The organism is Bacillus sp. FSL R5-0416 (assembly GCF_037975425.1).
Lineage (GTDB): Bacteria > Bacillota > Bacilli > Bacillales > Bacillaceae > Bacillus > Bacillus subtilis.
Genome location: NZ_CP150252.1, coordinates 329,368 through 347,646 on the forward strand (window position 1 = coordinate 329,368; position 18,279 = coordinate 347,646).

Below are 18,279 nucleotides of genomic sequence, written 5' to 3' on the forward strand. Positions count from 1 at the left end.
TCCGAAGCTTATATACATCGGATTTTTGCCTCTTTTTACATGGAGAAGGAAGCGGACGCTCATACTAATGAAAAAAGGAGCAAACCAATGACACAGCAATATATTGTGGAGCCGAAAAAAGGGCTTGGGCTGAAGCTGAAAAAGGGGCAGATTTTAAAGGTGGTTGATGTAGAAGGGCAGCAGGTGGCTGATTTTGTCGCATACCATGCCAAGGATTTTTATGAACACCTTGATCAGGGAGCGACGATAGACGCCAATCACTCCATTCATGTGAAGGTCAACGACCATCTCTACTCCAACCTGTATAAGCCGATGTTAACCCTGATTGAAGATACGGTCGGCAAGCATGATCTGCTGCTGCCCGCCTGCCGTCCTGATATGAACAGGCTCTTATATGGGAAGCAAAAGGATGAGTTCCAGGATACGTGCTATGACAATATGAACCGTGCGCTTGAGCAGTTTGGCGTACCGAAGCCTCACATGCATTACCCATTTGCGATTTTTATGAATACTGTCCTTGATGAGAAAGGGAATCTGTCTGTGGAAACGCCGCTTTCGAATGCCGGAGATTATGTAAGGCTCAGGGCGGAGATGGATTTAATTGTCGCGTTTTCTTCCTGCCCGATTGAAAAAGGGAAATGCAATGGCGACAGTGTGACATCCATACGGGTTGAAGTCAGCTGATCTCTCTTGTTCACTGTGAATGAAGACCTGTGCTATATTTAATAGGGATACATAACAGTCATGATTCATTTTCATTGATTTGGGGAAATGATCAGTAACAAGGGAAAATGTACAGGAGGAATGATTGGGATGAGCATGCAGGAAAAGATTATGCGTGAGTTACATGTGAAGCCCTCAATTGATCCAAAGCAAGAAATTGAGGACCGAGTCAATTTTTTAAAACAATATGTAAAGAAAACCGGTGCTAAAGGCTTTGTATTGGGAATCAGCGGCGGCCAGGATTCAACACTTGCGGGAAGACTCGCTCAGCTTGCGGTGGAGAGCATTCGCGAGGAGGGCGGAGACGCTCAATTTATCGCTGTCCGTCTTCCGCATGGCACACAGCAGGATGAAGACGATGCCCAGCTTGCTTTGAAGTTTATTAAGCCGGATAAATCATGGAAGTTTGATATTAAATCAACAGTCAGCGCTTTTTCTGATCAGTATCAGCAGGAAACAGGCGATCAGCTGACGGACTTTAATAAAGGAAACGTAAAAGCAAGAACAAGAATGATCGCGCAATACGCGATCGGCGGCCAGGAAGGCCTTCTTGTGTTAGGAACAGACCATGCTGCTGAAGCAGTGACTGGTTTCTTTACGAAGTACGGTGACGGCGGAGCAGACCTCCTGCCGCTGACAGGCTTGACGAAGCGCCAGGGAAGAACCCTGCTGAAAGAGCTGGGTGCACCGGAACGCTTATACTTAAAAGAACCGACTGCCGATCTGCTCGACGAAAAACCGCAGCAGTCGGATGAAACAGAGCTTGGCATTTCCTACGACGAGATTGACGATTATCTCGAAGGAAAAGAAGTATCAGCGAAAGTATCAGAAGCGCTGGAAAAACGCTACAGCATGACTGAACATAAACGCCAGGTTCCGGCGTCTATGTTTGATGACTGGTGGAAATAAGTTGAAGAAAGCCCGCTCTCGGAGCGGGCTTTTGTCGTGTACAGGAGCTTTATTTGATGCGGATATGATTCAGCTTTACCATTAATCTGTCGGTGAACCTTCGGAGGCTGCCTCTCGTATCAGGATCTAATGGGAGTTCGGCTCTCGCGGCAATGTTCTCTGCCACATCCTGAATCGACAGGTTGTCTGTTTGAATGTGGTCCTCAAAAATGGGTGATGATAAACCTTCAACGCAGCGGTCAATTTGTTTGGCGGCCCATGAGTTTTTTCCTTCTGCTCTGGTGCGCAGCCTTTTTAACAAGGTTTCCTTTGAAGCCATTAATGTAAAGTGGTGAACGATCCTTCCTTCATGTCTGAGCCTGCCGATGATCTCATTGAAGTATTCAGGATGTACAATCGTCATAGGCACAATAATGATGCCGCGGTATGTATCTGTCAGAGAAGCTAGCAAACTGTAATTGAACGCCCGCCATAAAGGATAGCTTTGAAAATCGTCCTTTGCGATCTCCTGCGGCACCATGGAGCGCAGCGCAAAACCCATTTTCTCGGGATCATACACGTAAGATGGGTTCAGCCTTCTGTGCAGTTCGAAGGCTGTTTGTGTTTTTCCGGAACCGAATGCCCCGTTTATCCAAATGATCATCGCCATTTCTCCCTTCCTATTCATCATACAGAAAAAGACCCTTCCATCGAAGAGTCAGCTGGAAAAACAATAAAGGCAGAAGGTTTTAACGCTTTTTTGCGTCGAAGTATTAAAATACCTGCAGAAATGTTGTACAATGAATGTCATTCAGGCAAAAATGGCTAAACAACAAAGCGCACTATAAGCTTGACCGGTAAAGCCGGTATCTATATAAATATTCGCTAAATAAGCATATAATGAATATAAAATTTCATTCCTTAGGAGGATTTCGCCGAAGATGAACGCTAAACGAGCCATCCCAGTAAGAGAAAGAAATATCGTCCTGATCGGATTCATGGGTGTAGGAAAAACAACAATCGGCCAATTGGTCGCTAAAAAATTATATAGAGATTTTATTGATATTGACCAGCAGATCGAAAAGGATTTCAATATGTCAATTCCTGAGATATTTGAGAAAAAGGGAGAAGACTTTTTCCGGAAAACGGAGAAGGAATATATTTTAGACATCTGCCATCATAAACGATTCAAAATCGTATCTCTGGGCGGGGGATCTTTTAAACAAGAAGAAATCAGGAATTGCTGTCTGGAAAACTGTCTCGTGCTTCATCTGGACCTGTCATGGGAGAACTGGAAGCAGCGCGCGGATTTATTGATCGAAAGCCGCCCTGTACTGCATAACCGTTCAATGGATGAAATGGAACAGCTGTTTAACGAAAGAAAAGTCATTTATGACAAGCACAATTCAAAAGTGGCAACAGACAACCTTTCCCCGGAAGAGGTTGCCGATTACATTGTTGAGACATTAAAAATTGGCTGGGATCTTTATCAGCCGATGTAAAAAGCCGTGCGCAGCGCACGGCTTTTTTTATCGTTTTATCCCTTGTATCAAAATCGCTTTTAAACAAAAGGAGATGGGCTGTCCGTTTTGGTTCAATGTAATACAGAACGTGTCGCGTGCTTCGTCTGATGCGTGATTCAAGTGGGTAATGATTTGTTTTTCTCGGTCAGCGGGGGTTCCGCCTCGTTTGATCCAGCTATCGTATTGAATCGGCAAATTCCACTTTTGGATGTCTTGATAGGCCAGTTGATTGGCGCTGAACATCGCCTGCCATTCTGATAATGAGCTTTCTCGAACATGGGAAGGGTCTCGAAGCCGGTTCAAATGATTGACAAACTCATCAAGAACGGGATCTTCAGGCGCGTAATGATCAACTAAGAGAAAACGTCCGTCCTGTTTTAGTACGCGTGCAACCTCTCTGACAGCTTTGCGGACATCTGAAAAATGGTGGGCTGCGTATCGGCAGGTGATGATGTCAAATGAATCGTCGGGGAAGGGGAGTGACTCTGCCGTTCCTTGCTGAAAGCGTACGTTTTCAGATCCTTTTTCTTGCGCGAAGGAGGACGCAACCTCAACCATCTCTTTCGTTGCATCAACACCGATGCACTCCTGTACATAAGGAGAAAATGCCAGGGCCGTATGGCCGGCGCCCGCTCCGATATCCAGCACCCGATGCTCTGCCCGGCATTCCGCTGTTTTGATCATCAACCCCAAATCTTCCCCCTCGGCAAATACCTTTTCATCCCGATACATCTCGGCGTTTTTAGAAAACGGTGTTTCATTTGTCATTTGAACCAGCTCCTTCTTTTCGTAAATGATGATATGGATTATGTTAGCAATTTCTGTTATGATTCGTCCAAGATATAAAAATGATGAAAACGATAGGTTCAACCTATGGAGGCTGAAATGGATATTAAAGTGATGGAATATGCAGCGGAAATTGCCCGGCGCCAAAGCTTTACAAAGGCGGCGGAACATCTTCATATCGCACAGCCGTCTCTCAGCCAGCAAATCAAAAAGCTTGAGGCTGAGCTGGAGCTTACCCTTTTTCACAGATCCCATGGCTCTGTTACATTGACACCCCACGGCAGGCGTTTCATTGAAAAAGCCGAGGACATCATTCGTTCCAGAGATGATTTGCTTCGGGAAATGCAGGAGCGATCACAGGGAATCGGTCATAAATTATCCATCGGGATTCCTGCTGTAACAGGGAGATATCTCTTTCCTCCGCTGCTGAAGCAGTTTTTGGCGCGCTATCCTCATGTGGAGGTTCAGCTTGTTGAAAAAGATCCGGTTTCATTAGAGGAGATGACGGCAAAGGGAGAAGTTGACCTTTCTGTTTTATCCTTGCCGATCGAGGATGAGCGGCTCTCCATTATACCCTTGCTCACGGAACCGATTGTTCTCGCGGTGCCGAAGGAAAAACAAAGGTGGATGCCGCCGGAAATGGTCGCGCTGATTGAGAAAGCGCTGGAAGGTAAGGAGGGACACCAGCCGTGTGTGCCGCTTGACATGGTAAGGAACGTGCCATTTATTCTGTTAAAAGAAGGCTTCGGCTTTCGCAGGACAGTTCTCGATCTCTGTGCGGAAAGCGGCTTTAAGCCGAATGCCGCCTTTAAGACAAGCCATATTGAAACCGCCCAATCTCTTGTGGCTAACGGATTAGGTGTGACAATGGCGCCGAATATGGTCAGAAGGGATAAAGATCCGGGTGTGATCTATTTATCGATTCAATCCGCGCCATCACGAACCCTCGTCTTCGTCTTTTTAAAGAACCGCTATGTCAGTCTGACCGCCCGGGCCTTTATGGAACTAAGCCGGGAAAGTCTTAAACAAACGTTTGATGAAGGCTGTCTGGGAAACAATGATGAAAATATTTAGAAAACAAAGCCGAAACGTGGTAGTATAGGAATACAAACTATATCTTATAAAACAAAGGGGAATAATCGGAAATGCAACTATTCGATCTGCCGCTCGACCAATTGCAAACATATAAGCCTGAAAAAACAGCACCGAAAGATTTTTCTGAGTTTTGGAAATTGTCTTTGGAGGAACTTGCAAAAGTCCAAGCAGAACCTGATTTACAGCCGGTTGACTATCCTGCTGACGGAGTAAAAGTATACCGTCTCACATATAAAAGTTTCGGAAACGCCCGCATTACCGGATGGTACGCGGTGCCTGACAAGGAAGGCCCGCATCCGGCGATCGTGAAATATCATGGCTACAATGCAAGCTATGATGGTGAAATTCATGAAATGGTAAACTGGGCACTCCATGGCTACGCCGCATTCGGCATGCTTGTCCGCGGCCAGCAGAGCAGCGAGGATACGAGTATTTCACCGCACGGTCACGCTTTGGGCTGGATGACGAAAGGAATTCTGGATAAAGATACATACTATTACCGCGGTGTTTATTTGGACGCCGTCCGCGCGCTTGAGGTCATCAGCAGCTTTGACGAGGTTGATGAAACAAGGATCGGTGTGACAGGAGGAAGCCAAGGCGGAGGTTTAACCATTGCCGCAGCAGCGCTGTCAGACATTCCAAAAGCCGCGGTTGCCGATTATCCTTATTTAAGCAACTTCGAACGGGCCATTGATGTGGCGCTTGAACAGCCGTACCTTGAAATCAATTCCTTCTTCAGAAGAAATGGCAGCCCGGAAACAGAAGTGCAGGCGATGAAGACACTTTCATATTTCGATATTATGAATCTCGCTGACCGAGTGAAGGTGCCTGTCCTGATGTCAATCGGCCTGATTGACAAGGTCACGCCGCCGTCCACCGTGTTTGCCGCCTACAATCATTTGGAAACAGAGAAAGAGCTGAAGGTGTACCGCTACTTCGGACATGAGTATATCCCTGCTTTTCAAACGGAAAAACTTGCTTTCTTTAAGCAGCATCTTAAAGGCTGATAAAATGTGAAAAGCCGCCGCATATCATCAGGCGGTTTTTTTCTGCAAACTGCCGGAATGAGAACAGACTGGAGACGAATAGATATGAAACAAAGAATCATTGATGAATTAAAACGGATCGAGCAGTCATACGGAGTCAAAATCGTGTATGCCGTCGAGTCAGGAAGCCGCGCATGGGGATTTCCCTCGCAGGATAGTGATTACGACGTCCGCTTTATTTATGTGCCGAAAAAGGAGTGGTACTTTTCAATTGAGCAGGAGCGTGATGTCATTGAGGAACCGATTCACGATTTGCTGGATATCAGCGGCTGGGAGCTGAGAAAAACGCTTCGGCTTTTCAAAAAGTCAAACCCTCCGCTCCTTGAATGGCTGTCCTCAGACATTGTGTATTATGAAGCATTTACGACCGCAGAGCAGTTAAGAAAACTGCGCACGGAGGCATTTAAGCCTGAAGCAAGCGTGTATCACTATATCAATATGGCGAGAAGGAACGTCAAGGATTATCTACAAGGACAAGAGGTCAAAATTAAAAAGTACTTCTACGTTCTTCGGCCTATTTTGGCCTGCCAATGGATTGAAAAGCACGGAACCATACCGCCAATGGACTTTACTGTTTTGATGAATGAACTTGTTGCTGAACCCGAACTGAAGGCTGAAATGGAAACCTTGCTTGAACGGAAAAGAAGAGGGGAAGAGCTTGACCTCGAAGCAAGAATCGATGTTATTCACCAATTCATTGAAACGGAAATCGAAAGAATCATGGAAGCGGCAAAAGAACTGAAGGCAGAGAAAAAAGATATGACACCTGAGTTGAACCGTTTGCTTTTGAATACGGTTGAAGAAGTGTGGAAGGATGGAGGAAGCTGATGTTTTTTGTCGCTTCCTTTTCTGCTTTATTCGACAGAATCCCCCCCGACTTTCTAACTATCTGATTGTGGCAAATCCACAAAAATAATCAGAATCTTTGTATTTTGAGAATATTGTGAACGCCTGTTTTGTCCATTTACAATAAACTCATACAAATACTTCTTAGATTGCGGGGTGTTGAGGTTGGAAGTGATCACAAGAGATTTTTTCTTATTTTTATCCAAAAGCGGCTTTCTCAATAAAATGGCGAGGAACTGGGGAAGCCGGGTAGCAGCGGGTAAAATTATCGGCGGGAATGACTTTAACAGTTCAATCCCGACCATTCGACAGCTTAACAGCCAAGGCCTGTCAGTTACTGTCGATCATTTAGGCGAGTTTGTGAACAGCGCCGAGGTCGCACGGGAGCGTACGGAAGAGTGCATTCAAACCATTGCGACCATCGCGGATCAGGAGCTGAACTCACACGTTTCTTTAAAAATGACGTCTTTAGGTTTGGATATAGATATGGATTTGGTGTATGAAAATATGACAAAAATCCTTCAGACGGCCGAGAAACATAAAATCATGGTCACCATTGACATGGAGGACGAAGTCAGATGCCAGAAAACGCTTGATATTTTCAAAGATTTCAGAAAGAAATACGAGCATGTGAGCACAGTGCTGCAAGCCTATCTGTACCGGACGGAAAAAGACATTGACGATTTGGATTCTTTAAACCCGTTCCTTCGCCTTGTAAAAGGAGCTTATAAAGAATCAGAAAAAGTAGCTTTCCCGGAGAAAAGCGATGTCGATGAAAATTACAAAAAAATCATCCGAAAGCAGCTCTTAAACGGTCACTATACAGCGATTGCCACACATGACGACAAAATGATCGACTTTACAAAGCAGCTTGCCAAGGAACATGGCATTGCCAATGACAAGTTTGAATTTCAGATGCTGTACGGCATGCGGTCGCAAACCCAGCTCAGCCTCGTAAAAGAAGGTTATAACATGAGAGTCTACCTGCCATACGGCGAGGATTGGTACGGCTACTTTATGAGACGCCTTGCAGAACGTCCGTCAAACATTGCATTTGCTTTCAAAGGAATGACAAAGAAGTAAAAAAGGAGAGATTATCATGACAACACCTTACAAACACGAGCCATTCACAAATTTCCAAGATCAAAACAACGTGGAAGCGTTTAAAAAAGCGCTTGCGACAGTAAGCGAATATTTAGGAAAAGACTATCCGCTTGTCATTAACGGCGAGAGAGTGGAAACGGAAGCGAAAATCGTTTCAATCAACCCGGCTGATAAAGAAGAAGTCGTCGGCCGAGTGTCAAAAGCTTCTCAAGAGCACGCTGAGCAAGCGATTCAAGCGGCTGCAAAAGCATTTGAAGAGTGGAGATACACGTCTCCTGAAGAGAGAGCGGCTGTCCTGTTCCGCGCTGCTGCCAAAGTCCGCAGAAGAAAACATGAATTCTCAGCTTTGCTTGTGAAAGAAGCAGGAAAGCCTTGGAACGAGGCGGATGCCGATACGGCTGAAGCAATTGACTTCATGGAGTATTATGCACGACAAATGATCGAACTGGCAAAAGGCAAACCGGTCAACAGCCGTGAAGGCGAGAAAAACCAATATGTATACACGCCGACTGGAGTGACAGTCGTTATCCCGCCTTGGAACTTCTTGTTTGCGATCATGGCAGGCACAACAGTGGCGCCGATCGTTACTGGAAACACAGTGGTTCTGAAACCTGCGAGTGCTACACCTGTTATTGCAGCAAAATTTGTTGAGGTGCTTGAAGAGTCCGGATTGCCAAAAGGCGTAGTCAACTTTGTTCCGGGAAGCGGAGCGGAAGTAGGCGACTATCTTGTTGACCATCCGAAAACAAGCCTTATCACATTTACGGGATCAAGAGAAGTTGGTACGAGAATTTTCGAACGCGCGGCGAAGGTTCAGCCAGGCCAGCAGCACTTAAAGCGTGTCATCGCTGAAATGGGCGGTAAAGATACGGTTGTTGTCGATGAGGATGCGGACATTGAATTAGCGGCTCAATCGATCTTTACTTCAGCATTCGGCTTTGCGGGACAAAAATGCTCTGCAGGTTCACGTGCAGTAGTTCATGAAAAAGTGTATGATCAAGTATTAGAGCGTGTCATTGAAATTACGGAATCAAAAGTAACAGCTAAACCTGACAGTGCAGATGTTTATATGGGACCTGTCATTGACCAAGGTTCTTATGATAAAATTATGAGCTATATTGAGATCGGAAAACAGGAAGGGCGTTTAGTAAGCGGCGGTACTGGTGATGATTCGAAAGGATACTTCATCAAACCGACGATCTTCGCTGACCTTGATCCGAAAGCAAGACTCATGCAGGAAGAAATTTTCGGACCTGTCGTTGCATTTTGTAAAGTGTCAGACTTTGATGAAGCTTTAGAAGTGGCAAACAATACTGAATATGGTTTGACAGGCGCGGTTATCACAAACAACCGCAAGCACATCGAGCGTGCGAAACAGGAATTCCATGTCGGAAACCTATACTTCAACCGCAACTGTACAGGTGCTATCGTCGGCTACCATCCGTTTGGCGGCTTCAAAATGTCGGGAACGGATTCAAAAGCAGGCGGGCCGGATTACTTGGCTCTGCATATGCAAGCAAAAACAATCAGTGAAATGTTCTAAGCGGGACTAAATGGGCATCCTCCCTGCGGGGGTGTCCATTTCATCCATATACTATAAAAAAGAGGAGGAAGTGCCATAGAAAACACACAGCTGATTATTTCGATTTGTATTTATATGGCGGGAATGCTGCTAATCGGCTACTTTGCTTACAAGCGTACGTCGAATCTGACGGATTACATGCTGGGAGGACGCTCTTTGGGTCCGGCAGTAACTGCTCTCAGTGCCGGCGCTGCCGATATGAGCGGCTGGCTGCTAATGGGGCTTCCGGGCGCCATGTTTTCTACTGGTCTGAGCGGCGCTTGGATCGTCATCGGACTTTGCCTTGGAGCGTGGGCGAACTGGCTTTACGTCGCACCGCGGCTGAGAACCTATACTGAAAAAGCGGGGAATTCCATTACAATTCCCGGATTCCTGGAAAATCGCTTCGGAGATCAAACAAAGCTTCTCAGACTGTTTTCAGGAATTGTCATTTTAGTCTTTTTCACGTTTTATGTATCGTCCGGAATGGTGTCCGGCGGCGTCTTATTCAACAGCATCTTGGGGATGGATTATCACACCGGCCTGTGGATTGTGACGGGTGTTGTTGTGGCATATACCCTGTTTGGCGGCTTTTTGGCAGTCAGCTGGACAGATTTTGTTCAGGGGATCATTATGTTTGCCGCACTCATTCTTGTGCCGATCGTTACGTTTTTCCACACGGGAGGAGCAGGTGATACAGTTGCTGAAATCCGCTCTGTAGATCCTGATATGTTTAATATTTTCAAAGGAACGAGCGTCCTTGGCATTATTTCTTTGTTTGCCTGGGGGCTGGGATACTTTGGCCAGCCGCATATTATTGTGCGTTTTATGGCGATCACGTCTGTCAAAGAGATCAAAAGAGCGCGCAGAATCGGGATGGGCTGGATGATTTTGTCTGCAGTAGGCGCAGTGCTGACCGGTTTGGGCGGAATCGCTTATTACCATCAGCGCGGCATGACACTGAAGGACCCAGAGACGATTTTTATTCAATTAGGGAATATCTTGTTTCATCCGATTATCACGGGTTTTCTGATTTCAGCGATTTTGGCTGCGATTATGAGTACCATTTCTTCTCAGCTGCTTGTGACATCAAGCTCTCTGGTAGAAGATTTGTATAAGTCGATGTTCAGACGCTCAGCTTCAGATAAAGAGCTGGTGTTTTTAGGCCGTCTGGCTGTTCTGGCTGTTTCAATTGTCGCGTTGGTTCTGGCTTGGGAGAAAAATAACACTATCCTTGGATTGGTCAGCTACGCGTGGGCGGGCTTCGGTGCATCATTCGGGCCGGTTGTACTGCTCAGTCTGTTTTGGAAACGAATGACCAAATGGGGGGCACTCGCCGGCATGATTGTGGGAGCAGCGACTGTAATCATTTGGGCGAATGCCGGTCTTTCGGACTTTCTGTATGAAATGATACCTGGTTTTGCTGCGAGTCTATTATCTGTCTTTTTTGTCAGCATATTGACGCAGGCTCCGTCACAAGCTGTCACAGACCAGTTCAACGACTACCAAGATACAATGTCACAATAAAGATCGAAAGGAGGAGGAAGGGGCTGTCCCTTTTTCCTCTTTTCTCCTTTTAAGCGGCCATTTTTTTCTTTTGGAAACAAACGTATTTTTTTCTATACAAAAAGACCCCGTATGGATATGATTAAAGTAAAAAAAGTATAGGAGAAAAAGGTATGGAAGAGCTTTTAGAGAGAGTTTTTTCATTTTCAGATGTTGATAAGCTGATTGATTTTATTAGCTATGAGCTGCAAAAGCCAGTGATACTGGAAAGCGCGGATTTCTTTTTGTTAGCCTATAATTCTTACTATATTAACCATTTTGATTCTGCCAACCAGCAGACTATTTTTTCGAAAAAGTGTCCGGTCCAGATTTTTGAGAGGTTTCTGAAGGACGGAATTATTGAAAAATTGAAAACTGAGCCTGAGCCTTTTCGCGTCAATAAAATTGAAAGCATTGGGTTAAACCAGAGGGTGGTCGTGAGTGCAAAGCACAAAGGGGAAGTCATGGGCTACATCTGGATTCAGGAGCTGGACCAAAATCTGACGGATGAAGAGCTCGACTTTTTGTACGAGACCTCCTTCCATGTCGGGAAAATCATTTATAAAACGAATAAATTGAAACAGGAAAAGGAAGAAAAAGCAGAGGATCTCATCAAACGGGCGATCTACCAGCAATTTACCTCTGAGAAGGAACTCAGACGGGAAGCTGAAAGGATCAACACCGTGCTGCCTTCCATGTTTTCAGTTGTGATCCTGCACGCCGCAAATGGGGATGGGGAAGCGGTAGAGGATTTAAAGGAAAATATCAGGTCGTACCTGAATTTACGGGATAAGGTCAGTCATGTCTTAACGATCGAATCAAATATTGTCATCGTCGTAGCGAGTTTTTCCCAAAAAAGCTCCGTCTCCTCAGCAGCTTCTGAGTTTATTAACAAGCTGTTAACACATTTTCACTTTCAAAAAATACCTACCCCTATTTATATCGGTATCGGAAACGAATATAATCACCTATTAAAACTTGGCAAGAGCTACACAGAAGCACTTGAAGTCATCAAAGCCGCAGAAATCACCGGCAATCAGGAAAACATTCCATATGAATATGCCAAACTCGGCATTTACCGCTATTTAGAAAGCATCGAACAGAAAAATGAATTTTTAGAATACGAGAATAAAGATTTAGCTTTATTAAAAGCGAAAGATGAAGAAAGCAGCACTGAGCTGCTCAAAACCTTGGAAATCTATCTCCTCAACAACTGCAAAACAAAACCAGCGGCAGAACAGCTCTTTATTCACCAAAATACATTGAATTACCGCATCAAACAGATTACTGAGATGACGTCGATCGATTTAAGCGATTTCAGAACGCGGTGCCAGCTCTATCTCGATTTGATGCTGATGAAAAAGAAATAAAAAAGAAACCAGTACTTGTACTGGTTTCGTCTTCACTTAAAATCCTCTGTAAACATACGGATCATCAGGTTTTTTAATGGTATTCCAGTCAGTTACTTTGACGACAGGGAGAGTTGACTTGAATGGCTGGTAATACTCTGAGGCCAGAGTGCCCTTAATGTGAATCCATTCATCATCCTTAATGTCCATGTCCTTCGGAAATTCCACAAGCATCCCGTACACGCCGGAATCAGCGATACAGTGAATGATGCCAAACCTTAATACGAACAACTGATTTTTGTTAATTGCGTTTCCTTTGTAAGCAAATCCATGGAATTCTATCGTCCGTCCGAGAAATTCACCCGGATAGTTATAGATGGTTTCCATTCCTTTTAGGAAATCGTCATCGGTCAGAGAAATCTCTTTTTTGCTGGAATACTTATTAAACAGCTGTTTCATTTGTTTGTCATAGCTGTCTTGCGCGTAATAAAGGCTGGCATCAGGCCGCAAATACTGTGTTTGGGAGTAGTGATCTCCGCTCTCCATCGCCTTAAACGAGAACCCTTTTGTTTTGACAATGGATGAGTCAAGCGTTGCAATCGGGAAGAAGATGCCTGACACCAAAGGAAAAAGAAAAACAACATAAATCAAATAACGCTGATAAAATGGCTTGTTTTGTTCATGGTCATGCTCGTGATCATGGCCGCACCCGCAATCATGGTCATGGTGATGCCCGCTTTTTTCAGGCGACTTGATAAATAGGTACGCTTGAACGGCTGTCAAAATGGCCAGCAGGAAGATCGCAATAAAGGAAAGATAGGAATATTTCATATTGATATATTTTGTTAGATTTCCTGAGGCATGCAGATGATAAAAGAAAAACGTAAATCCCATCAGCACCAATAGACGAAACACCCAATCACCCCTTTACCAGTAGTGATCCCGCTAAAACAATCACGACAATGTATGTAATCAGCAGGAAAACAAATCGTTTTTTGAAGGCCGCAAGCATCATCAATAGATTCTTAATATCCACCATTGCGCCAAAGACGAGAAAGGCGATTAACGATCCTAATGAAAATGTGCTGCTGAAGGAAGACGCGATGAACGCATCAACTTCTGAACAAAGCGACAGGACAAACGCCAGACCCATCATCACGAGGGAAGAGGATACATCATTCTGCCCGATCGCAAGCAGAGTGGATGTTTTGACATACGTCTGCATAGCGGCTGCGATAAAGGCGCCGATGATTAAATATTTCCCCACGGAGAAAAATTCATCAATGGCATGCTGCAAGGTCCCGCCCAGTTTTTGGAGCAAGGTGCCGTGATGATGATGGTGCCCGGGTTCATCAGGCTTTAAAAGCTGGTTATCCTTAAATTGATAGGATAAGATGACCCCGATGATCAGCGAAACGGCGAGAGCCAGTCCGCCTCTGTAAAAGACAACGCTCCATCTATTCCCGAACGCAATATAAGTAGAAAATAAAACGATAGGATTAATGATAGGCGCGGTCAGCATGAAAGCAACCCCCGCATGCAGAGGAACTCCCTTTAACAGAAGCCGCCTCGTAATCGGGATGATGCCGCATTCGCAGGCGGGAAATAAAACGCCGGCCAGCGCACCGAATAAAACGGCGAGAAAACGGTTTTTCGGCATGATTCTTGCAATCATTTCTTCAGAAACAAACATTTGAATGATTCCGGAAAGTATGACGCCAATCAGAATAAACGGAATGGCTTCTATTAAAATGCTGATAAAAATAGAATTCAGCTGAAGAAAAGATGATTGTGCTGTCACAATAAAACCTCCGCTCATGTTAAGCTGCCTTTCTTATGATACCAGAAAAAAAGGCACTGCTTGTTTGACGGAGGAGGGGAAAGGATCGTTTCACTTTGGTTAGGATTCCAAAAAGCCGAGTAGGATACTGTCTGTTTCTGCAGCTTCTTTTCCGAGCCAAATCAGGTGTCCCCATGAGTGAAGCAAACAGAGAGCAGCGCCACGAATGTGCTCTTTTGCATGATGTGCATGTGACAAGTCAACCAATCCATCATAAACACTTTGCATAATCAGCACGGGACATATGATGGCTTGCAGGTCTTTTAAAGAGACAGCGGCGGTTTGTGACAAGTCAAGCAGAAATCCTTCACCCGAGCGCTGCCGGCTGTTCATTTTCCGAAATGCTTCTATGTCTTTTTCATCCATCAAGGACTTGATTCGCTGAAACGGAAGCGTGCTGAATTGGGGGCTCATAGCTCGAAACATCAAACGCGGGAAAGCGTTATTCAAAGAAGAAATCAGCTTCCATATCCACTTTTCCACCGGCGGGCGGAAGAGAATTCTCCCCAATTTATATTCAGTGTCTTTTGGGGTGAGCCACTCTTTGGTGACCGCGGATTGCAGGGTCAATGTATTTACTCTTTCTGGATAATGTGAGGCAAAGCATATGCCGCTCGGCCCTCCTGCTGAGATGGCGATCACATGGACACTGTCGATTTGTAAATGATCTAATAATTTCACATAGAAACGGCAGGCGTTGGCAAGACTTTTTCCAATTTCTTTTGACGTTCGTCCATAGCCGGGCCTTGAAGGCGTAATGATGGAATACCCTTGTTCAATCAACGCTGTGTATCCGAATTCCTCGTAACAATTTGAATGCCCGCCATGCATGACAAGGATCGGAGTTCCCTTGCCTGTCACAGAATATTCTAGTGTACTGCCATCGAAGGTGATCGTTTCGACTCGTCTTTTCATCTGTTACTCCCATTTGTTTTTTGCCTATTATAGGGTTTTCAACAATTGATCACAAGGTGAAGAAATGAATAAACACAGGCTCGTGAAATATGATATACTTTGTATTGATATTCATTCTCAATTAAAACTTTGATATAGATGTGAACGGGAGGCAGGACGGATGGCTGAGAATCAAGAGGTATATGACGTTACGATTATAGGCGGGGGGCCGATTGGGCTGTTTACTGCTTTTTACTGCGGGATGCGGGAGCTGAAAACAAAGGTAATCGAATTTTTGCCGAAGCTCGGAGGGAAGGTGTCTTTATTCTTTCCTGAGAAAATCATTCGCGATATCGGCGGCATACCGGGGATTGCGGGAAAGCAGCTGATCGAGCAGCTGAAGGAGCAGGCGGCAACGTTTGATCCTGATATCGTATTGAATCAGCGTGTGACCGGGTTTGAACGCCTGGGTGACGGCACCATTGTACTGACGGGTTCTGAAGGGGAAAAGCACTATACAAGAACTGTAATTTTGGCTTGCGGCATGGGTACGCTTGAGGTCAATGAGTTTGACAGCGAGGATGCGGCCCGATATGCGGGCAAAAATCTTCATTATGGAGTGGAGAAGCTCGATGCGTTTAAAGGGAAACGCGTGGTGATATCAGGCGGCGGAGATACTGCAGTCGACTGGGCTAATGAGCTTGAACCGATTGCGGCGTCTGTGACTGTCGTTCATCGGCGTGAGGAATTCGGCGGAATGGAAAGCAGCGTGACGAAAATGAAGCAATCATCGGTGCGGGTGCTTACTCCTTATCGGCTGGAGCAGTTGAACGGAGATGAAGAGCGCATCAAAAGCGTGACCGTTTGTCATACTGAGTCTAGCCAGAGGGAAGACATAGAAATTGATGAGCTGATCATCAATCATGGGTTCAAAATTGGTCTCGGGCCGATGAAGGAGTGGGGACTGGAGATTGAAGAAGGCAGGGTGAAAGCTGACAGACATATGCGAACGAATCTTCCGGGCGTGTTTGTGGCGGGCGACGCGGCTTTTTATGAAAGCAAGCTGAGATTGATTGCCGGCGGCTTTACCGAAGGCCCGACAGCAGTCAACAGCGCTAAGGCTTATTTGGATCCTAAGGCTGAGAATATGGCGATGTATTCCACCCATCACAAAAAATTGGTACATAAATAAAACAGCCCTTGGGGGAAAGGGCTGCCAGCCATCAGCTGTGAAGGAGCTTTTTCTGCGTCTGTTGATTCTGAATGAAAGCTAGCAATTCATCCTGTTCTTGTACGGCTGTGAATCCATAAGCCCCGGCAGCTGAGTCATCGCCTATACAGACGATAGGAGGCCGGCTTGCTGACAATTCCGGCGAAATGCCAATTTGTTCGCCACCATTGATCAATTGCTGAACGGACAGCTTGTTCGGGCAAATGACCATGTGCAGCGGGGATTCACTGATGGTACGCTGAATCATGTGGGTGAACCGGTCATCTATGACGTTTTCATGAGTGATATAAAACGAACAGGATTCATGCTTTTGCATGAATTCCACTGCATGGCGGCTCCCGACAACAAGACATTTCTCTGAATCAGGCTGAATGGCGGTGACAAGAAACCCCCGTTTTTCAAGCTCCGTCTTTGCATGTTCAGATGCTGCACTCAGTTTGGCTGTCAGCTGGCGGATGTCGATTTTCTGAGAAGCCAGTGCTCTGAAAAATTCACAAACTGCCCGGCGCGATGTGAAAAAAACGTCTTCAAAGGTGCCAATCTTTCGAAGAATGTCTTCATTGACAGGCATGTTTTCGGTCCGCCATTTCGGCCACTCGATGACATCGGCGCCGGAATCGCGCAGCTTGTCTGCAAGCGGGTCTTCATCTTCGCCATGAGTCACAACCATCAAATGCCGTCCGATGAGCGGTTTGCTTTCAAACCAGCTGTGTGTTTGAAAGTTGACGATGTCTCCGATGACGATAATCGCAGGGTTTGTAATCTGGTGTTCCTGCACTTTTTGCTGGATGTTCTCAAGCGTTCCTTTCACACTCCGCTGGCGGCCCCACGTTCCCCATTGGATGACAATGACAGGGACAGAAGGTGATTTCCCGTATGAAATAAGCTGCTGGCAAATATAAGACAAGTTCTTGACACCCATGTAAAAAACAAGGGTTTGTACGCTTCGTGCAAGCCCTTCCCAGTCAAGGTTCGGCGTGCCTTTTAATGATTTATCATGCGCTGTAATCATGGCAAAAGACGATGCGAAATCCCGATGCGTGACGGGGATGCCCGCATATAGCGGCGCTGCAATTCCAGAGGTGATTCCCGGCACCATTTCATAGCGAATGCCGTGCTCATGAAGAGCATCTGCTTCCTCGCCGACTCTGCCGAATACGCTCGGATCTCCGCCCTTCAAGCGAACGACGGTTAACCCATTTAATGCTTTTTCAACCAGCAGGGCGTTAATTTCTTTTTGTTTCATAAAATGGCGGTTTGGCAGTTTTCCGCAATAAATAAACTGGCAGTCCGGTGATGCAAATTCGAGCAGCTTCGGGTTGGCGAGCCGGTCATATAAAATCACATCTGCTTCCTCGAGCGCCTGTTTTCCTTTGATGGTGAGCAGGCCTGGGTCGCCGGGTCCGGCTCCCACGAAATATACGATTCCGTTCTTCATGATCATGTCATCCTTCCGTCACTGTAAAAAATGAAGGACCACTAGAAAAGTGATCCGGTCTTTTGATCAATATACGAGATAAACATGTTCTCCTTCGATCAGCGTTTCATATGTTTTGACGCATCCGTGGTCAGGTTCTTGGACGATTCCGTCTTCTAAGGAAATTTTCCAGTCGTGCATCGGGCAGAAAACATATTGACCGCTGACGATGCCTTCTGCCAGGACGCCGCCCTTATGCGGACAGCGGTTTTCGATGGCGCGGATGCTTCCGTCTGAAAGCTTGAAAACCGCGAGCTCCTTATCTTCAATATACACTGTTTTACCTAATTGTTCAGGCAATTCTTCAATTTTTCCGATACATACTTTTGTTACGTCTTTGTTTACCATGTCCATTCCTCCTCAATGATTGT

Annotated in this window: 18 protein-coding genes; 11 read left to right on the forward strand and 7 right to left on the reverse strand. The window is 45.6% G+C overall.

From position 1 onward, the window contains the following. Positions 1-87 precede the first annotated feature (87 nt). Both NYE20_RS01785 and nadE read left to right on the forward strand, forming a co-directional pair. Positions 88-684 carry a DUF1989 domain-containing protein gene (locus NYE20_RS01785; protein WP_003246345.1) on the forward strand — a complete coding sequence of 199 codons (597 nt, stop codon included), beginning with the start codon at positions 88-90 and terminating at the stop codon, positions 682-684. A 129-nt stretch (positions 685-813) separates the two neighbouring features. Further along, positions 814-1,632, forward strand: coding sequence for an ammonia-dependent NAD(+) synthetase (nadE, locus tag NYE20_RS01790; RefSeq protein WP_003246440.1), 819 nt, complete (start codon positions 814-816; stop codon positions 1,630-1,632). Positions 1,633-1,681: 49 nt separating this feature from the next. Here the strand turns inward: nadE and tmrB are convergent, their stop codons facing one another. Continuing rightward, positions 1,682-2,275: a tunicamycin resistance ATP-binding TmrB gene (gene tmrB / locus NYE20_RS01795; RefSeq protein ID WP_041850762.1), complete on the reverse strand. Its 594-nt coding sequence runs from the start codon at positions 2,273-2,275 to the stop codon at positions 1,682-1,684. Between the two features lie 277 nt (positions 2,276-2,552). Here tmrB and NYE20_RS01800 point away from each other — a divergent pair, with 277 nt between their 5' ends. Further along, positions 2,553-3,113 carry a shikimate kinase gene (locus NYE20_RS01800; RefSeq protein ID WP_003246473.1) on the forward strand — a complete coding sequence of 187 codons (561 nt, stop codon included), beginning with the start codon at positions 2,553-2,555 and terminating at the stop codon, positions 3,111-3,113. Positions 3,114-3,140: 27 nt separating this feature from the next. Here NYE20_RS01800 and NYE20_RS01805 read toward each other — a convergent pair whose 3' ends face one another. Continuing rightward, positions 3,141-3,902, reverse strand: coding sequence for a class I SAM-dependent methyltransferase (locus NYE20_RS01805; protein ID WP_064672029.1), 762 nt, complete (start codon positions 3,900-3,902; stop codon positions 3,141-3,143). A gap of 117 nt (positions 3,903-4,019) precedes the next feature. Here NYE20_RS01805 and NYE20_RS01810 point away from each other — a divergent pair, with 117 nt between their 5' ends. The 7 genes from NYE20_RS01810 (at position 4,020) to putR (ending at position 12,487) form a co-directional block, all read left to right on the forward strand. After that, complete coding sequence (locus NYE20_RS01810; protein ID WP_339184334.1) at positions 4,020-4,994, forward strand: LysR family transcriptional regulator; 975 nt, start codon at positions 4,020-4,022, stop codon at positions 4,992-4,994. A gap of 71 nt (positions 4,995-5,065) precedes the next feature. Continuing rightward, positions 5,066-6,022, forward strand: a complete 957-nt coding sequence (gene cah, locus NYE20_RS01815) for a cephalosporin C deacetylase (protein ID WP_015715213.1) — start codon at positions 5,066-5,068, stop codon at positions 6,020-6,022. An 84-nt stretch (positions 6,023-6,106) separates the two neighbouring features. Then, positions 6,107-6,889 (forward strand): nucleotidyltransferase domain-containing protein, encoded by a 783-nt coding sequence (locus NYE20_RS01820; RefSeq protein ID WP_031315677.1) that lies wholly within the window; start codon positions 6,107-6,109, stop codon positions 6,887-6,889. Positions 6,890-7,078: 189 nt separating this feature from the next. Continuing rightward, the gene (putB, locus tag NYE20_RS01825; protein ID WP_003246421.1) at positions 7,079-7,990 is read left to right on the forward strand and encodes a proline dehydrogenase PutB; all 912 of its coding nucleotides are present in this window, start codon (positions 7,079-7,081) and stop codon (positions 7,988-7,990) included. Positions 7,991-8,006: 16 nt separating this feature from the next. Next, entirely contained in the window at positions 8,007-9,554 is a 1,548-nt protein-coding gene (pruA, locus tag NYE20_RS01830) for an L-glutamate gamma-semialdehyde dehydrogenase (protein WP_003234655.1), read from the forward strand. A gap of 123 nt (positions 9,555-9,677) precedes the next feature. After that, positions 9,678-11,099, forward strand: coding sequence for a sodium/proline symporter PutP (gene putP, locus NYE20_RS01835; RefSeq protein ID WP_010886399.1), 1,422 nt, complete (start codon positions 9,678-9,680; stop codon positions 11,097-11,099). Between the two features lie 152 nt (positions 11,100-11,251). Continuing rightward, positions 11,252-12,487 (forward strand): proline utilization transcriptional regulator PutR, encoded by a 1,236-nt coding sequence (gene putR / locus NYE20_RS01840; protein WP_003234651.1) that lies wholly within the window; start codon positions 11,252-11,254, stop codon positions 12,485-12,487. A 36-nt stretch (positions 12,488-12,523) separates the two neighbouring features. Here the strand turns inward: putR and NYE20_RS01845 are convergent, their stop codons facing one another. The 3 genes from NYE20_RS01845 to NYE20_RS01855 form a co-directional block, all read right to left on the reverse strand. After that, positions 12,524-13,381 (reverse strand): TIGR03943 family protein, encoded by an 858-nt coding sequence (locus tag NYE20_RS01845; protein WP_015252860.1) that lies wholly within the window; start codon positions 13,379-13,381, stop codon positions 12,524-12,526. Between the two features lie 4 nt (positions 13,382-13,385). Next, a complete protein-coding gene (locus NYE20_RS01850; RefSeq protein WP_080286153.1) occupies positions 13,386-14,267 on the reverse strand; it encodes a permease in 882 nt (293 codons plus the stop codon). Positions 14,268-14,366: 99 nt separating this feature from the next. Then, on the reverse strand, positions 14,367-15,221 hold the full coding sequence (locus NYE20_RS01855; protein ID WP_161621334.1) for an alpha/beta hydrolase: 855 nt from the start codon (positions 15,219-15,221) through the stop codon (positions 14,367-14,369). A 160-nt stretch (positions 15,222-15,381) separates the two neighbouring features. Here NYE20_RS01855 and ffoR point away from each other — a divergent pair, with 160 nt between their 5' ends. Continuing rightward, entirely contained in the window at positions 15,382-16,392 is a 1,011-nt protein-coding gene (gene ffoR / locus NYE20_RS01860) for a ferredoxin--NADP(+) reductase (RefSeq protein ID WP_161621335.1), read from the forward strand. A gap of 31 nt (positions 16,393-16,423) precedes the next feature. Here ffoR and cobA read toward each other — a convergent pair whose 3' ends face one another. Beyond that, positions 16,424-17,875, reverse strand: a complete 1,452-nt coding sequence (gene cobA / locus NYE20_RS01865) for a uroporphyrinogen-III C-methyltransferase (protein WP_103803504.1) — start codon at positions 17,873-17,875, stop codon at positions 16,424-16,426. Between the two features lie 60 nt (positions 17,876-17,935). Further along, positions 17,936-18,256 (reverse strand): nitrite reductase small subunit NirD, encoded by a 321-nt coding sequence (nirD, locus tag NYE20_RS01870; protein ID WP_003246252.1) that lies wholly within the window; start codon positions 18,254-18,256, stop codon positions 17,936-17,938. Positions 18,257-18,279 lie beyond the last annotated feature (23 nt).

Excerpts from the sequence above, each read along its gene's own strand:
- pruA (WP_003234655.1), top strand. The coding sequence starts at position 8,007 with ATGACAACACCTTACAAACACGAGCCATTCACAAATTTCCAAGATCAA.
- putP (WP_010886399.1), top strand. The coding sequence starts at position 9,678 with ATGCTGCTAATCGGCTACTTTGCTTACAAGCGTACGTCGAATCTGACG.
- cobA (WP_103803504.1), bottom strand. The coding sequence starts at position 17,875 with ATGATCATGAAGAACGGAATCGTATATTTCGTGGGAGCCGGACCCGGC.
- NYE20_RS01785 (WP_003246345.1), top strand. The coding sequence starts at position 88 with ATGACACAGCAATATATTGTGGAGCCGAAAAAAGGGCTTGGGCTGAAG.
- NYE20_RS01855 (WP_161621334.1), bottom strand. The coding sequence starts at position 15,221 with ATGAAAAGACGAGTCGAAACGATCACCTTCGATGGCAGTACACTAGAA.
- tmrB (WP_041850762.1), bottom strand. The coding sequence starts at position 2,275 with ATGATCATTTGGATAAACGGGGCATTCGGTTCCGGAAAAACACAAACA.
- putR (WP_003234651.1), top strand. The coding sequence starts at position 11,252 with ATGGAAGAGCTTTTAGAGAGAGTTTTTTCATTTTCAGATGTTGATAAG.
- nadE (WP_003246440.1), top strand. The coding sequence starts at position 814 with ATGAGCATGCAGGAAAAGATTATGCGTGAGTTACATGTGAAGCCCTCA.
- NYE20_RS01820 (WP_031315677.1), top strand. The coding sequence starts at position 6,107 with ATGAAACAAAGAATCATTGATGAATTAAAACGGATCGAGCAGTCATAC.
- NYE20_RS01800 (WP_003246473.1), top strand. The coding sequence starts at position 2,553 with ATGAACGCTAAACGAGCCATCCCAGTAAGAGAAAGAAATATCGTCCTG.
- NYE20_RS01805 (WP_064672029.1), bottom strand. The coding sequence starts at position 3,902 with ATGACAAATGAAACACCGTTTTCTAAAAACGCCGAGATGTATCGGGAT.
- nirD (WP_003246252.1), bottom strand. The coding sequence starts at position 18,256 with ATGGTAAACAAAGACGTAACAAAAGTATGTATCGGAAAAATTGAAGAA.
- cah (WP_015715213.1), top strand. The coding sequence starts at position 5,066 with ATGCAACTATTCGATCTGCCGCTCGACCAATTGCAAACATATAAGCCT.
- NYE20_RS01810 (WP_339184334.1), top strand. The coding sequence starts at position 4,020 with ATGGATATTAAAGTGATGGAATATGCAGCGGAAATTGCCCGGCGCCAA.
- ffoR (WP_161621335.1), top strand. The coding sequence starts at position 15,382 with ATGGCTGAGAATCAAGAGGTATATGACGTTACGATTATAGGCGGGGGG.